The organism is Halomonas sp. ANAO-440, from assembly GCF_019915905.1.
Taxonomy (GTDB): Bacteria; Pseudomonadota; Gammaproteobacteria; order Pseudomonadales; family Halomonadaceae; genus Halomonas; species Halomonas chromatireducens.
Map to the genome: position 1 here is coordinate 22,446 of NZ_JAHXBV010000021.1, position 15,394 is coordinate 37,839.

Sequence of the window (15,394 nt, forward strand, 5' to 3'; positions counted from 1 at the left end):
TGGATAATCAGATTTCGAAACCGCGACCGAAGTCCTCGGAAGAGAGCGCCATCAGCGGCTCCGCCCCGGCCTGAACCATGGCGGCATGGGCGCGGGTCCGCGGTAACAGGCGAGCAAAATAGAAGCGCGCCGTCTTGATCTTGGCTTCGTAGAAGGCCGCATCGTCGCTGCCGGCGGCGAGTGCCGCCTTGGCCTGCTTGGCCGCCCGGGCGAAGAGGTAGGCCAGGGTCACGTAGCCTGAGTACATCAGGTAATCGACGCTGGCGGCACCCACTTCCTCACGATCGGTCATGGCCTTCATGCCGATCCCCATGGTCAGCTCGCCCCATTCGGCGTTGAGCTTGGACAGCGGCCCGATGAATTCCGCCAGCTCGGCATTATCGGCTTCGGCCTGGCAGAACTTGTGGATCTGCTTGGTGAAGACCTTGAGCGTCTCGCCCTGACTCATCAGCACCTTACGGCCAAGCAGGTCGAGAGCCTGGATCCCCGTCGTGCCCTCATAAAGCCGGGTGATGCGTGCATCACGAACCAGCTGCTCCATGCCCCATTCCTGGATGAAGCCGTGGCCGCCGAAGACCTGGACGCCCTCATTGGTGGCCTCGAACCCCACCTCGGTAAGGAACGCCTTGACGATGGGTGTGAGCAGACCCAGCAACACCTCCGCCTGCTCTCGCTCGGCGGCATCCTGCCCATGCTCGACGATATCCAGCATCTGGGCGGTATAGAGCACCAGCATACGCCCGCCTTCGGCGAAGGCCTTCTGGGTGAGTAGCATACGGCGCACGTCCGGATGGACGATGATGGGATCGGCAGGCTTATCTGGCGCCTGGGGGCCGGAGAGCGCCCGCATCTGCAGGCGGTCACGGGCATAGGCCAGGGCGTTCTGGAAGCTCGCCTCGGCCAGACCCAGACCCTGGATGCCCACGCCCAGCCGGGCCGCGTTCATCATGGTGAACATGCAGGCCAGTCCCTTGTTGGGCGGACCCACCAGGTAGCCACGGGAACCATCGAAGTTCATCACACACGTGGCGTTGCCGTGGATGCCCATCTTGTGCTCAAGGGAGCCACAGGAGACGCCGTTGCGCTCACCGGGATTGCCTTCAGCGTCGGGCAGATACTTTGGCACCACGAACAGCGAGATGCCCTTGGAGCCCTCGGGGGCGTCCGGCAACTTCGCCAGCACCAGATGGACGATATTCTCGGCCATGTCATGATCACCGGCCGAGATGAAAATCTTGGTGCCGGTAATATCAAAGGCGCCGTCTGCGGTGGGCACGGCACGGGTCTTGATCAGCCCCAGGTCGGTACCGCAGTGAGGCTCGGTCAGACACATGGTTCCGGTCCACACACCTTCCACCAGCTTGGTCAGGTAGGTGGACTGCTGCTCTTCGGTGCCGTGATGACGGAGGGCATCGGCGGCGCCATGGGAAAGCCCCGGGTACATGCCCCAGGCCAGGTTGGTGGAACACACCATCTCGTTGAGCACCATGGCCAACGAATGAGGCAGGCCTTGACCCCCATGTTCCGGCGAGGCAGCCAGGCTGGGCCAACCACCCTCCACGTACTGCTCGTAGGCAGCCTTGAAGCCCTTGGGGGCCTTGACCTCGCCACCCTCGAGCAGACAACCCTCCTGGTCCCCCGTCTGGTTCAGCGGCAGCAATACCTCGCGGGCGAAGCGTGCGCCCTCCTCGAGGATAGCGGCTACCACATCGGGAGAGGCTTCCTCACCGCCCGGCAGGCGAGCGTAGTGAGCGGGGAATTCCAGCATCTCGTCCATTACGAAGCGCAGATCGCGCAGGGGGGCCTGATAGTCGGGCATCTTACTCTCCACAAAGGTCGCCACAAAGGGTCGCTGCCAAGGCTCACCGCTGAGGGTCGCCTGAAGTTGGGCGCGTGAAGGCGGCAGCAGCCGCTTTCAAACATGTGTTTGAAACTAGCCTGCAAAAGATCGAGAGTCAAGCGCTTGTTTGAACCTTTTGCCAAACGAAGCACGCGGAACTCTATCGGTGAGCATGTCGGGTGACGTCGGCCTTGGGCCAGGTTCAGGGCATGGCTTCCTGTAGACGCGCGCGCAGTGTTTCAAGCCTTGCCTTGAGGGAGTTGAGATCGTCGAAGGACGCGCCGCTGGCCATCACCACGCAGTCCGGGATCTCCTCGGCACGTTCGCGTAGCTCCCGCCCGGCGCCGGTCAGGAAAAGTTCGACGACTCGCTCATCGGTGGTGCTACGTACTCGCTTGAGCAAGCCGTCGGCTTGCAGGCGCTTGAAAATGGGCGTCAAAGAACCGGTATCGGTCATTAGTCGGCGACTGATGGTACCCGCAGTAAGACCATCCTCTTCCCACAGCGTCATCATGACCAGGTACTGTGGATAGGTGAGGCCCAGAGCCTGGAGCAGGGGCTTGTAGAACTTGGTCATCAGGAGGGAGGTAGAATAGAGGGCAAAGCAGAGCTGATCGTCGAGCTGTAATGTAGAACAGGTGTCATTCTGGGCCATGGCTGGCGCTCCGGATTACGGTTTGCACCACAATCTAGCGCGCCACCCAATTGATGCCAAGCCCTCACTCCTCAGCGCTTTTCAAACGGTACTACTGCATTCGAATCCCGCCGTCGAGGCGGATCACCTCACCGTTGAGCATCGGATTGCCGATGATCTGTTCGGCCAGGCGAGCGAACTCATCGGGCTTGCCGAGTCGCTTGGGGAACGGCACCGAGGCAGCCAAGGCCTTGGCGGCTTCGTCGGGGATCTCGCTCATCATCGGGGTCTGGAAGACCCCGGGAGCGATGGCCATGACGCGAATGCCATGCCGCGAGAGCTCACGGGCCGCCGGCAGGCTCATACCCACCACTCCGGCCTTGGAAGCACTGTAGGCACACTGCCCCACCTGGCCGTCGAAGGCAGCAACGGAGGCGGTATTGATGATCACCCCACGCTCTCCGTCCTCGCCCGGCGCGTTGCCAGCCATGGCGGCAGCCGCCAGCCGCATGACGTTGAAGGTGCCCACCAGGTTGATCTGCACGGTACGGGCATAGGCGTCGAGGTCCGCGGGGTTGCCCTCACGGTCGACCAGCTTGGCAACGCTGACGACGCCGGCACAATGTACCACGCCCGCCATGCCCTTCTCGCCGCCCAGCGCCACGGCAGCATCGACCGCGGCCTGCATGTCCACAGCCGATGTCACATCGCCACGACAGGCCCGGGCGCTCTCCCCCAGGCTTTCCGCATGCGCCACCACGCTGTCATTGAGATCGCACAGCACCACGCGCCCGCCGGCGGCGACGATGCGCTCCGCGGTGGCTGCCCCCAGCCCGGAGGCGGCGCCGGTAATCAGAAAGGTGTTGTCCTTCAGTTGCATCTAGCGTGTCTCCACAGTGTTCATTTGGCGGCTTCTGTCTCGGCCTTCTCAGCGGCATCGGCGCGCAGCTTGAAGCGCTGTATCTTGCCGCTGGGCGTCTTGGGCAGTGTATCGACAAATTCGATCACCCGGGGAAACGCGTGGGTGGAGAGTCGCTCACGCACCTGCTGACGGATCTCGTCGGCCAGCGCATCGCTTGCCTCGTAGCCGTCGCGCAGCACGACATAGGACTTGATGATCTCGCCTCGAATCTCGTCAGGCTGCCCCACGGCCGCGGACTCCGCCACCGCTGGATGGGTCATTACCGTGTTCTCTACATCGGTAGGCCCGACCCGGTACCCGGCGGTGGTGATGATGTCGTCATCGCGGCCGGCAAACTGGAAGGTGCCGTCTTCGTTGCGGATCACAACGTCGCCGGTCAGGTAGTAGCCCTTGGCGAAAGGGTGCTTCTCCTGCCAGGTGTAGCCGGCAAAGAAGTGAGCGGGAGAACCCTCGACATCCACCGCCAGTACGCCCGGCTCGCCTGGCGGCAACTCGTTGTACTCGGCATCCAGTATCGCCAGCCGGTAGCCGGGCATCGGCACACCCATGGCGCCGACATGCTTGGGATGCGCCAGGGCGTGGTGGTTGCAGCAGGTCATGCCGGTTTCGGTCTGGCCGTAGTGGTCCATGACCGGACAGCCCAGTGAACGCTCGACCCAGGTGACCACCTCGGTGTTGAGCGGCTCACCGGCAGAGCTGGCCACCCGAAGATCGAGTACCTCATGGGCACTATCGAACAGCCCCGAGGCTTTCATCAGCCGGTAGGCGGTGGGGGCGGCGGCAAAGTTGGTGATGCGATGGCGTTTCATGAAGGCCATGGCGCCCTCGGCACTAAAGCCAGCCTCGCAGAAATGGGTGGTGACGCCCAACAGCAGCGGCCCGGCAATGGCGTAATAGAGGCCATAGGCCCAGCCTGGGTCGGCCATGTTCCAGAAGCGGTCGTCCTCGCGCAGGTCAATGGCCAGCTCCATGTAAAGCGCGAAGGCCGGCATGCCGGAGAGAGGCACCGCCACTCCCTTGGGCTTGCCCACGGTACCGGAGGTGAACATCTGCAGGAACGGGGCCTCCGGTGACAGACGTGGCGGCTGAGTCTCGATGGGTGAATGCGCGAGGGCATCGCTCCAGTCCAGGTCATCACCATGCCCGGCGCTCGGCCCGCCCACGGCGAGTACCGGCGGGCACAGGGTGAGCCCCTCGAACTTGAATCGATTGGCATGATCGGTAATCACCAGCTTGGTGTCGGCACGCCCCAGGCGGTAATCCACGGCATCCGGACCGAAGGCCGTAAATAGCGGCTGGTAGACGGCACCGATGCGCCAGGTCGCCAGCACCGCCACCAGGAGTTGCGGCGAGCGCGGCAACATGCAGGCGATCCGGTCGCCCACCCCCAGGCCCCGCTCAGACAGCCAGCCGGCCAGCTTGGCACTTTCTGCCTCCAGCTCGGCATAGGTCATCTGGTTCACGTTACCGCTGGCATCCTCATGCACCAGGGCGAGCACATCGCCACGCCCCGTACGCAGATGCGTGCCACAGCAGGATTCAAAGGCGTTGAACTTGCCGTCCCGATGGTCGTCGAGCCGGGCAATGACCTCCTCGATGGAAAAGCGCTCGAGAAAGGTGGAATACTCGGGAAGGGAATGGGTGCTCATTTACTGCCCTCTTGTGCTCGGAACCCGATTCGGCGCGGCACTCTCACACTGGCCGGAAGTGACCGTATGACGTGCGACGTGAACCGTCTGCTCCTTTGTGCTTGTTGTTGGCAATGGCGAAACGTTTCGCTGCTTTACAGGTGACCTTGAGGACACCTGTGCTGTAGAAGACTGACTACTTCTTGATAGATTCAGTTAACGTAAGCGTCAACCTAGCAAGCGCTAGGTACAAGCTAGAAGCAAAGCGCGCGCAGGGCAACCCCCGCGACGGTTCTGTGAGCCTATACCTTGGTCGACCCTGCCGGGACGGCGTGGGTGGAAGGAGCGATCATGGCGATCAATTCATGGGCCAGGTCCTCGGGCTTGCGGGGGCCCTCGGGATCGTACCAGCGTACCGTCCAGTTCAGCGCCCCCATGACGAACCGCGAAACCAGAAAGCGATCACCATGAATCAAGCCGGCATTCAGCGCCTCATCGATGACCGCTTCCCACAGCGCCTCATAGGCGTCGCGAAGATGGCTGAGATGTGCCCGGGCCTGGCTATCCAGGCGACGCCACTCGTAGAGCGCCACTACATGGGCGTTGCGATCGGTCAAGAGGGTTTCCAGATGTGCTCGCGCCATGGCATGCAGCCGCTCCTCGGGCGAGGCGCCACACTGCTCGAGCGCATGTCGCGCCAACGAGAGGGCGTTCTGGGTCCCCTCCTCGATCACTGCGGCGAGGATCTCCTGCTTGTCGCGAAAGTGGTGGAACAGACTGCCGGACTTGATGCCCATCTCCTGGGCGAGCATACGCACCGTCGTCCGGTCGAAGCCCTCCTGCACGAACAATTGGGCGGCCAGACGTGTCAATTCCTTGCGGCGGGGGGACTCGTTAACGACATTCATCGGGTTTACACTAGCGCTTGCTTGGTTGATCTTGAGAAAAACACAGCCCCGCCGACAGGTCAATCCACCTGAAAGCCCGGCGCTCGTATCGAATCCCTATACTGACAACATTCACCACTCTCCGGGAGAACACACCATGAGCAGCCCCACCGATATCGTCTTCCTTTCCGCCGCCCGTACCCCCATGGGCGGGATGCTGGGCAGCCTTTCCAGCATGACGGCTCCCGAACTCGCCGCCACCGCCATTCGTGCCGCCATCGAACGTGCCGGTATCGAGGCATCAGCAATCGACGAAGGGATCATGGGCTGTGTGCTGCCGGGCGGCGTCAAGCAGGGCCCCGCCCGCCAGGCCATGCGCCAGGCCGGGATTCCCGATGGCATCGGCGCCACCACCATCAACAAGCTTTGTGGCTCGGGCATGAAGGCGGCCATGCTGGCTCACGACCTGATCCGCGCCGGCAGCGGCGAGATCCTGCTGGCCGGCGGCATGGAGTCCATGTCCAACGCCCCCCACGTGCTAACCAAGGCCCGGACGGGGTATCGACTCGGCCATGGCGAGCTCAAGGACCACATGTTCCTCGACGGCCTCGAGGATGCCGAGACCGGCAAGCTGATGGGGGTCTTCGCCCAGGACGTCGCCAGTTCGCGGGACTACAGCCGCGAGCGGCTGGACGACTTCGCCATCGCCTCACTCGAGCGAGCCATGGAAGCCACCAACGCCGGCCATCTGGACGCCGAGATGGCCCCGGTCACCGTCACCAGCCGCAAGGGCGAGACCGTGGTAAACCATGACGAGCAGCCGTTCCAGGCCAAGCTCGACAAGATCCGCGAGCTGCGTCCGGCCTTCGCCAAGGACGGGACCATCACCGCAGCCAACTCCAGCTCCATCTCCGACGGCGCCTCGGCGCTGATACTGGCCAGCCAGGCAGCGGCAGACAGGCATGGCGTCAAGCCGCTGGCCCGCATGCTGGGGCACAGCACCCACTCACAGCACCCCAGCGAGTTCACCATCGCTCCGGTTGGCGCCATCGACAAACTGATGAAGAAGCTGAACTGGAGCGTGGCCGACGTCGACCTGTTCGAGATCAACGAAGCCTTCGCCGTGGTCACCCTGCTGGCCATGGACGGGCTCGACATTCCCCACGACAAGGTCAACGTCTTCGGCGGTGCCTGCGCCCAGGGTCACCCCATCGGCTCCACCGGCTCTCGGATCATTGCCACCCTGATCCACGCCCTGCGCACCAAGGGCGGCAAGCGAGGCATCGCCAGTCTCTGCATCGGCGGCGGCGAGGCCACCGCGGTGGCGGTCGAACTGATCGACTGACCAACCGGCCACATCACCGCATGGGAGCCAGCGTCAGCCGACGCTGGCTCCCGTTTGTCTCGGCTGAACGGGTCTCGGCTGACAGGAGACAACAGTGGCAAAGGAATTCTGGATTGACACCCCCCACGGCCGGCTCTTCGCCAGTCGCTGGGGATACGAACGCGCCGATGAAGCTCCGCCAATCGTGCTGCTGCACGATTCTCTGGGTTGTATCGCACTATGGCGGGACTTCCCGGCACGACTGGCCAAGTCGACGGGGCGCGAGATAATCGCCTACGACCGCCTCGGCTACGGGCGCTCGGCGCCCTACCCCGGACCGCAGCCGACCAGCTTCATCGCCGACGAGGCGGGGGGCGCCTTTGCCGCCGTTCGCGAGCAGCTGGAACTCGAGCGATTCGCGCTGCTCGGCCATAGCGTGGGCGGCAGCATGGCTGCCCACGCTGCCGCCCGGCACGCCGACAGCTGTGAGGTACTGATCACGGTAGCGGCCCAGGCCTTCACCGAGCCGGGCACCTTGGCCGGCATTCGCACGGCGGAGCAAGTCTTTCTTCAGCCTAATGGCCTGTCACGGCTGGCGAAGTACCACGGTAACAAGGCTGAGTGGGTGCTGCGCAGCTGGGTCGACAACTGGCACTCGGAGGCCTTCCGCGAATGGCGGCTGGACAACGCCCTCGCTCAGGTGCGCTGCCCTACGCTGGCTATCCACGGCGAACTCGACGAGTACGGCTCACGGGAGCAACCGGCGCGCATCGCCGCCCTGACGCCGGGCCCCTCCGAGCCATACCTGCTAACCGGCTGCGGGCACGTGCCGCACCGCGAATGCCCGGAGCGACTGATCGCCGCCATCATCGACTTCCAGGGTTGAGCAGGACGGGATACTAGCCAGGCACCGCCAATCGATCGAGCCGCAACCGCTCACGGGCATCGAACAGCCGGCGACTGCCCGCCGCCACCGCCGCCAGGGTGCCGAAGCCGGTGCCCAGGGTAATGGTAAACATCACCAGAATCTGATACTTGACCGCCAGGGCCGGTGAGGTACCGGCCAGTATCTGGCCGGTCATCATCCCTGGCAGGCTGACCACCCCGGCGGCGGCCATGGCGTTGATCATGGGCATCAGGCCGCTGCGCATCGCCTCGCGACGAATGTCACCGATGGCTTCCTGCCAGGGCTGGCCCAGCATCAGCCGGTTCTCGATCACCGCCCGCTGCTGCCAGGCGGTATCGGTGAGACGGTCCAGTGCCAGGGCAACCCCGGTCATGGTGTTGCCGAGCATCATGCCCAGCAGTGGAATAGCATACTGCGGCCGGTACCAGGGGTCCGGGCCGATGATCACCGTCAGCGTCAACACGGTAACGGTGAACGACGACAGGAACATCGACAGGGTACCAATACCGAAGGCCCAGCCGCCCTTCAAGCGGCGTTTCTGCCGCGCCATCACCTCGCGCCCGGCGATCAGCAGCATGGCCACTGCCATCAGGCTCACCCAGACCAAGCGTTCGGCGGCGAACAGCGCCTCCAGCACCAGGCCGATCAGCGCCAGTTGAACGACAGTACGCAAGGCGGCGATGAGCAGGCTGCGACTCATGCCCAGCCGCATCACGGCCGTGCAGCCGGCCAGCACGACGACCATCGAGGCCGCAAGGGCCAGCTGCCACCAGGAGAGCTCGATCACGTCCATGCCGCCTCCTGCACAAGCAGCCGACTGCCCTCGATACGCAGATGGCGATCTGCCACCCGCACGATCTGCCCCCTGTCGTGGGCCACCCACAGCGTCGGCCAGCCACGCGATTCAATCCGCGACGCCAGCCAGTGTTCCACCCGGTCTCGGGTCGCGTCATCCAGGTTGGCAGTAGGCTCATCCAGCAACAGCACCCTGGGCTCTCGGCTCACGGCCCGCAGCAGCGACAGGCGCTGCTTTTCGCCTGTGGAGAGCCGGCCGACCTGCCATGACATCACCTCGCGCTCGAAGCCAAGCGCTTCGAGATCGCCATCCTCGACCCCATCGGAAAAGTGCTCGCCCACCCGGTCGCTCCACCACTGGCTTTCCGCCGGCACCAGCATCACCTGGCGCCGCCAGCGATGGGCCGGTATCGTCGACTGGGCCTGACCCGCCAGCCATACCTCACCCCCGTGGGGCTCGAGATCGGCCACGGCACGCAGCAGGCGGCTCTTGCCGGATCCACTGGCCCCGGAAAGGCAGACAATGTCACCTGGGCTTACGCTGAGGTCGACGGCTTCCAGCTCGCCTACCGTGAGCCTCTCGAGGCGTAGCGAAGTGGGCTGCACATGCACTCCTGGCCGGATGAACTGGCAATTTCCTGTTGATCATACCAGCCTTCTACCGGCTGACTGGAAGGGAGATGAATTGCCCATATATGGAATTCCATATATCCTAGACGAACAAGCATGCCTCTGGCCAAAACCCCGCCATGACCACATCAGGACTCAAGGAATGACCGCACTTCAGGATTCGCAGTCCCCCTCCACCAGCGAAGGCATGGGCCTCTTCGAGCGCTTTCTCTCGATTTGGGTGGCGCTGGCGATCGTCGCCGGGGTACTGCTCGGCCAGTTCGCCCCGGCCGTTCCCGAGACCCTGTCGCGCTTCGAGGTCGCCCAGGTGTCGATCCCGGTAGCCATCCTCATATGGGCAATGATCTTTCCGATGATGGCACAGATCGACTTCGCCGCCGTTCTGGGCGTACGCCGCCAACCGAAAGGATTGATTATCACCACGTCGGTGAACTGGCTGATCAAGCCCTTCACCATGTTTGCCATCGCCTGGTTCTTCCTGATGGTGCTGTTCCGCCCGTTCATTCCCGAGGAGCTGGCCCGACAGTACCTGGCCGGCGCCATCCTGCTGGGGGCGGCACCCTGCACCGCCATGGTCTTCGTCTGGAGCTACCTCACCCGTGGCGATGCCGCCTATACCCTGGTGCAGGTCTCGCTCAACGACCTGATCATGCTGTTCGCCTTCGCCCCCATCGTGGTACTCCTGCTCGGCATCTCCAATATCCAGGTGCCCTGGGATACCGTCGCGCTCTCGGTCTTTCTCTATATCGTGATCCCGCTGGCCGCCGGCTACCTGACCCGACGCACCCTGATCGCCCGTAAGGGCGCCGAATGGTACGACAACGTCTTCATGAAGCGGGTGGGGCCAATCACACCGATCGGCCTGATCATCACGCTGGTGCTGCTGTTCGCCTTTCAGGGCGACGTGATCATCGCCAATCCGCTGCATATCGTGCTGATTGCCATCCCGCTGATCATCCAGACCGTGCTGATCTTCTTCATCGCCTATGGCTGGGCCAAGGCGTGGAGGGTACCCCACAACGTGGCCGCCCCCGGCGCCATGATCGGCGCCAGCAACTTCTTCGAGCTAGCGGTGGCTGCGGCCATCGCGCTGTTCGGCCTGCAGTCCGGCGCGGCGCTGGCCACGGTGGTGGGGGTGCTGGTGGAAGTGCCCCTGATGCTGGCGCTGGTACGCATCGCCAACAAGACACGTCACCACTTCCCTGCCGCCAGCGAGGCCAGGGGCTGAGCCGTGGCCATCGAGATAAGCGACAATGCCCGCGCATGGATTGAGCGCAACGGGGGCGTGCTGACCGTTCGCCTCTCTTCCCGCCATGGCTGCTGTGGCGGCGGCGCAGACATTGCCGTGGCCGAAGCACGCACGCCCAGTGACTTAACGCACTACCGAGAACTGGACCTCGATGGCCTAAAGCTATTCATCGAACCAGCCCTGATCGACCAGGGTCTCATCGTCGAGGTTGAAGGATTGCTGGGGCTTAAGCACCTCTTCGTAGACGGCTCGCCCATCGCACGCCGGCGGGACTAGACGAACCGCCTACTTGTTTTGTCATCCCGGCAGGCCAAGCCAATACAGCCATGCGATGAAGCAATACGATGCGGGCTTACCTGACCGCCCCATCCTTCGCTCCGAAGGCTTCGCTCAAGGAACCCTGATAGCGCCACCCTTCGGGGAGCCTGAGTTCGTGAGACTGGCTGCCAGCCAGCCGGCAGATCGCCACGCTGGGAGGCGTGCCGCCGATACCGATATTCGCCGTCTCGAAGGTGAGCCAGTCGCAGGGGGTGATCAGTCCGCGCTTCTGGTCGGCAAAGGCGATATCCTCGAAACTCCCCTCCCAGTCGAAGAGCAGCCCTAGCCCGACCAATCGATCCACCAGGTGCCGGACCTCGGTCGGATCCACCAGGCTGATGCTGACCAGCTCATCGTCGGAGCAGACAGCCGTTTCGGGCAGGCAAGTCCGCAGTGCGTCCCAACCATCAGTTATCCGTTCCTCAACCGCCGCCGCTCGCAGGATTACTGCCGTGGCTTCCACCAGTACCGCCATTTGCCTCTCCCGTAATACTTCAAAGAAACTTGATCCAGGACAACTCTACCCTTCTGCCGGCTAACACTTTGGGCTAATTGGCGTGGCGAAACATACTAGCCTCTGCCAAGCTGCCGCCTATACATATGCTGATACGCATATAACTATAACAAGACATTCGGCAGACCACTATGCCACAGACTCCCAGCCCCTCGTACATTACGCCCAAACCACTTCGGCCCTCGCTTCCTGGTATCGGCTGGCTGAAATTCCGCTGTCTACAGGCGCCGCCACATCCACTGGCCTGTGCGAGTTGCATCGACGCCTGCCCTTCGGAAGCCCTAGCCTTTCATGAGAATGGTGACGGTGTTTCTCTCTTGGCGAGCGACGCCTGTCACGGCTGCGCCCACTGCGTTCCGGCCTGTCCCACCGAGGCCCTGGTCAGCGCCGAAATCGACGCCCTGGTGGCGGTCCAGGCAGAGGGCGAGCCGCTACGACTGGGCTGCCACCGCGCTAGCAACGAGACTGGCTTGAGGCAACTCCATTGTCTGCGCTCCCTTGGACCGGATCAGATCGCATGGCTCAGGGTGCGGGCAATGCCCGCTCAGCTGGAGCTGCACCTGCCAGATGCCTGCAAAGGCTGCCTGGCGGCGCCGCTGCCTGGACACGACAAGTGGTTCGAGCAAGCCGACCTTTTGTGCCGGGTCTTTACGTCGTCAGCTTCAGCCGACTACCAAAGCCCCTCTCATCCCGTGAGCCGTCGTGCCCTGCTGGTGGGTCGTGCAACCCCGCAGCTTCCGATGATCGACGCAGATGACAGCGCCCCGAAGGCGCGCCGTCTTCAGCGCTACATGGCCGTCGGCCCACAGCTGGATGACCTTGCTAGTCCGCCACTGCCTGGCCTGACCCTGGATCAAGATGCCTGCCAGGGCCACGGCGTCTGCGCCCGTGTCTGCCCTACCACGGCCCTGCAAGAGACACCCAGCGGCGAGCTGATATTCAACGCCATGGATTGCCTCGATTGCGGCCACTGCCTGACAGCCTGCCCGGAGGATGCACTTCAAGTTGTCGAGGCTTGGCAACCGGTGCCGGTGACGCTGCGACAGATCGAACAAGCCAACTGCTTCGAATGCGGGCGTCCTTTCACGCGAAAAAACCATGCATCCGCCAAGACCTGTCCTGCCTGCCGTCGAGAGAAAGCGCTGATGCAAGAGAGCTTCCAAGACCTCTTTGGTTAACCCTCCACCGAGGGCCGATGCCATCCATTGATAGCGATAACAGCGACAAGTGAACGACAAGACGTGACCCCGAGGGAGACACCATGAAACTGTTTCAAACCTTGCTGGACCGGCGCCGCTTCCTGCAATCGTCGGCTGTGGTTGGCGCCACGGCCAGCGCCGTAGGCGTAACCGGGCTGACCGGGCTTGCCCAGGCGCCACAGGCTCGTGCCCAGACACCACGTGGCGAGACGGTCGTCACCAAGAGTATCTGTGCCCAGTGCCCGGCACGCTGTGGCATCGACGTCTACACCACCGACGGGCGCGTGCATGCCATCTACGGCGACACCGGCAACCCCATCGCCAACGGCAAGCTCTGCCCCAAGGGGCACCTGGGCAGCTACTTTCTCTATGACCCGGACCGTTTCAAGGGGCCCATGAAGCGCACCAATCCCGAGAAGGGGCGCGACGAGGATCCCGGCTTCGTACCGATCTCCTGGGACGAGGCCCTGGACATGGTCGCCGAACGGCTCAACGGGCTGCGCGAACGGGGGGAGTCCCATCGCTTCGCCCACTTCTACGGTCGCGGCTGGGGGGCATCCGATGCCGGCCTGTACGGCGACTTTGGCAAGCTCTACGGCACGCCCAATTCCGCTATCGGCCATGCCTCGATGTGTGCCGAGGGCTCCAAGCGCGCCAAGCGCGCCACTGATGGCAACGACTCCTACAACTCCTACGACTACCGCAACACCAACTACCTGCTGATCATGGGGGCGAGTTTTCTCGAAGCCTTCCGCCCCTACAACAACGTGATGCAGATGTGGGGCCATATGCGCAGCAAGAGCCCCAAGACCCGCGTCACCTGCGTCGATGTGCGCATGAACCCCACCATGGCGGCTGCAGACCGGGCGCTCTACATCAAGCCAGGGACCGACGGCGCCTTCGCCCTGGCGGTGGCCCATGTGATTTTGACCGAAGCCTTGTGGGACAAGGAGTTCGTCGGCGACTTCTATCAGGCCTCACGCCGCTTCGTCAGCGGCGAGTCGATTCCCGAGGATTCCTTCGAGGAGAACTGGGTTCACGGCCTGACCGAATGGTGGAATCAGGAGCTGAAGGACCGCACCCCGGAGTGGGCCGAGGCGATCACCAGCATCCCCGCCCGGCATATCCGCCAGACCGCCATCGAATTCGGTTCAACCCGCCCCGCCGTGGCGCTGTTCGAGCGCGGCCCCACCGGCCACACCAACGGCACCTACAACGGCATGGCCATTCACGCACTCAACGCCCTGGTGGGCTCGCTGTTCGCCAAGGGCGGGCTCGGCTACCAGATGGGCGTGCCTTACGGTGATCTACCGGTCAGCGCCGATGACTACCTCGACGACTATGCCCGCGACGGTGCCTGGAAGGATCAGCCGCGCATCGACATGGCAGGCACCGAGCGCTGGCCGATGACCAGCCACATGATGCAGGAGACAGGCCCCAACCACCTGGCGGGCGACCCCTACAAGCTCGACACCGCCATGTTCTTCTACACCAACCCGATCTGGACTGCTCCGGATCCCAAGGTATGGGAAGAAGCCTTCAAGGATGTGTTCATCATCGACACCTCGCCGTTCCCCGGCGAGACCGCCATGTACGCAGATCTGATCCTGCCGGACTCGACCTATCTGGAGCGGCTGCAGGACTCGCCTACCTACCCCTTCGAGGGCTGGCCGATGACCGCCCTGCGTGTGCCGGCGGTCGAGCCGATCTACGACACTCGCCATTTCGGCGACATCCTGATCGGGATCGGCAAGCGCCTCAACGGCCCGGCAGGCGAGTACTACCGGGCACTGGACAGCGTCGAGAATGTGCTGCATCACCGCGCCGCCGGCTTCGCCGACAACCCCGGCGACGACGGCGTGAACGACTTCGAGAGCTGGAAGGAGAAAGGCGTCTGGTACAAGAAGCCCTATCACTGGCGGCTGGATCGCGGACGCTTCTATGAGTGGGGCGGTCTCGACTACGACCTGCAAATGAGCCCTGAGGAGGTCAAGGCCAAGCTGTTCAAGACCCCTTCCGGCAAGTGCGAGTTCAAGTCCGGCTTCCTGGAAGAGCATGCCGCCTATATCGAAACGGAAATGGGCATTCCCCGCGAGCGCGTGGGCCTGATCCAGTGGGTCGAGCCGCAACACAGCGGCGGCGACGGCGATCTCTACTTCGTGACGCCCAAGACCCCGCTGCACGCCGAGGGTCGCGGCGCCAACGTTCCCCACAACATCGCCATCCACCAGCCCATCGTCGGCGGCCGCGACACCGTCTACCTGGAGGTGCATCCGCGCACTGCCCAGGAGCGTGGTATCCGCAACGGCGACCGGGTCAGGATCACCTCCGATCTCGGCAGCATCGAGGCCGAGTGCCGCTTCGTGGCAGGCCACCGCCCCGACACCCTGGTACTGCCCTTCGAGTTCGGCCACTGGGCTCAGGGACGCTGGGCCAAGGGCCGCGGTCCGGGGCACTCCGGCGAGATCACGGCCAATGTGTCCGACCCGATTTCCGGCCTGGCCAGCTACTACACCGGCAAGGTCAGGCTCGAGCGCGCCTGATCTA

At 63.6% G+C, this 15,394-nt stretch carries 14 protein-coding genes; 6 read left to right on the forward strand and 8 right to left on the reverse strand.

What is annotated here, in order from left to right; translation table 11 throughout:
- Positions 1 to 7 precede the first annotated feature (7 nt).
- The 5 genes from KZO25_RS14855 to KZO25_RS14875 form a co-directional block, all read right to left on the reverse strand.
- Positions 8 to 1,819, reverse strand: a complete 1,812-nt coding sequence (locus tag KZO25_RS14855; RefSeq protein WP_223137556.1) for an acyl-CoA dehydrogenase C-terminal domain-containing protein — start codon at positions 1,817 to 1,819, stop codon at positions 8 to 10.
- Positions 1,820 to 2,042: 223 nt separating this feature from the next.
- On the reverse strand, positions 2,043 to 2,495 hold the full coding sequence (locus tag KZO25_RS14860; protein ID WP_066444700.1) for a MarR family winged helix-turn-helix transcriptional regulator: 453 nt from the start codon (positions 2,493 to 2,495) through the stop codon (positions 2,043 to 2,045).
- A gap of 91 nt (positions 2,496 to 2,586) precedes the next feature.
- The gene (locus KZO25_RS14865; protein WP_223137557.1) at positions 2,587 to 3,354 is read right to left on the reverse strand and encodes an SDR family NAD(P)-dependent oxidoreductase; all 768 of its coding nucleotides are present in this window, start codon (positions 3,352 to 3,354) and stop codon (positions 2,587 to 2,589) included.
- A 20-nt stretch (positions 3,355 to 3,374) separates the two neighbouring features.
- Positions 3,375 to 5,045, reverse strand: a complete 1,671-nt coding sequence (locus KZO25_RS14870; protein WP_223137558.1) for an AMP-binding protein — start codon at positions 5,043 to 5,045, stop codon at positions 3,375 to 3,377.
- Positions 5,046 to 5,326: 281 nt separating this feature from the next.
- Positions 5,327 to 5,932: a TetR/AcrR family transcriptional regulator gene (locus tag KZO25_RS14875; protein ID WP_223137559.1), complete on the reverse strand. Its 606-nt coding sequence runs from the start codon at positions 5,930 to 5,932 to the stop codon at positions 5,327 to 5,329.
- Positions 5,933 to 6,068: 136 nt separating this feature from the next.
- Between KZO25_RS14875 and KZO25_RS14880 the strand changes: the two genes are divergently transcribed.
- Together KZO25_RS14880 and KZO25_RS14885 are read left to right on the forward strand one after the other, a co-directional pair.
- Positions 6,069 to 7,256, forward strand: a complete 1,188-nt coding sequence (locus tag KZO25_RS14880; protein WP_066449839.1) for an acetyl-CoA C-acyltransferase — start codon at positions 6,069 to 6,071, stop codon at positions 7,254 to 7,256.
- 94 nt (positions 7,257 to 7,350) lie between these two features.
- Positions 7,351 to 8,121, forward strand: a complete 771-nt coding sequence (locus KZO25_RS14885) for an alpha/beta fold hydrolase (protein ID WP_066449842.1) — start codon at positions 7,351 to 7,353, stop codon at positions 8,119 to 8,121.
- 13 nt (positions 8,122 to 8,134) lie between these two features.
- Here the strand turns inward: KZO25_RS14885 and KZO25_RS14890 are convergent, their stop codons facing one another.
- Together KZO25_RS14890 and KZO25_RS14895 are read right to left on the reverse strand one after the other, a co-directional pair.
- The gene (locus tag KZO25_RS14890) at positions 8,135 to 8,935 is read right to left on the reverse strand and encodes an ABC transporter permease (protein WP_223137560.1); all 801 of its coding nucleotides are present in this window, start codon (positions 8,933 to 8,935) and stop codon (positions 8,135 to 8,137) included.
- A complete protein-coding gene (locus KZO25_RS14895) occupies positions 8,926 to 9,543 on the reverse strand; it encodes an ATP-binding cassette domain-containing protein (protein ID WP_066449848.1) in 618 nt (205 codons plus the stop codon). The genes KZO25_RS14890 and KZO25_RS14895 overlap by 10 nt, the downstream gene beginning before the upstream one ends.
- Positions 9,544 to 9,709: 166 nt before the next feature.
- On the opposite strand from KZO25_RS14895, the gene arsB reads away from it, so the two are divergent.
- Positions 9,710 to 10,795, forward strand: coding sequence for an ACR3 family arsenite efflux transporter (gene arsB / locus KZO25_RS14900; RefSeq protein WP_066449849.1), 1,086 nt, complete (start codon positions 9,710 to 9,712; stop codon positions 10,793 to 10,795).
- Positions 10,796 to 10,798: 3 nt separating this feature from the next.
- A complete protein-coding gene (locus KZO25_RS14905) occupies positions 10,799 to 11,092 on the forward strand; it encodes a CC/Se motif family (seleno)protein (protein WP_223137561.1) in 294 nt (97 codons plus the stop codon).
- A 76-nt stretch (positions 11,093 to 11,168) separates the two neighbouring features.
- Here KZO25_RS14905 and KZO25_RS14910 read toward each other — a convergent pair whose 3' ends face one another.
- The gene (locus KZO25_RS14910; protein WP_066449851.1) at positions 11,169 to 11,609 is read right to left on the reverse strand and encodes a hypothetical protein; all 441 of its coding nucleotides are present in this window, start codon (positions 11,607 to 11,609) and stop codon (positions 11,169 to 11,171) included.
- A 170-nt stretch (positions 11,610 to 11,779) separates the two neighbouring features.
- Between KZO25_RS14910 and KZO25_RS14915 the strand changes: the two genes are divergently transcribed.
- Positions 11,780 to 12,826: an ATP-binding protein gene (locus KZO25_RS14915; protein ID WP_316935710.1), complete on the forward strand. Its 1,047-nt coding sequence runs from the start codon at positions 11,780 to 11,782 to the stop codon at positions 12,824 to 12,826.
- 83 nt (positions 12,827 to 12,909) lie between these two features.
- Positions 12,910 to 15,390, forward strand: coding sequence for a molybdopterin-dependent oxidoreductase (locus KZO25_RS14920; RefSeq protein ID WP_223137562.1), 2,481 nt, complete (start codon positions 12,910 to 12,912; stop codon positions 15,388 to 15,390).
- Positions 15,391 to 15,394: the final 4 nt, after the last annotated feature.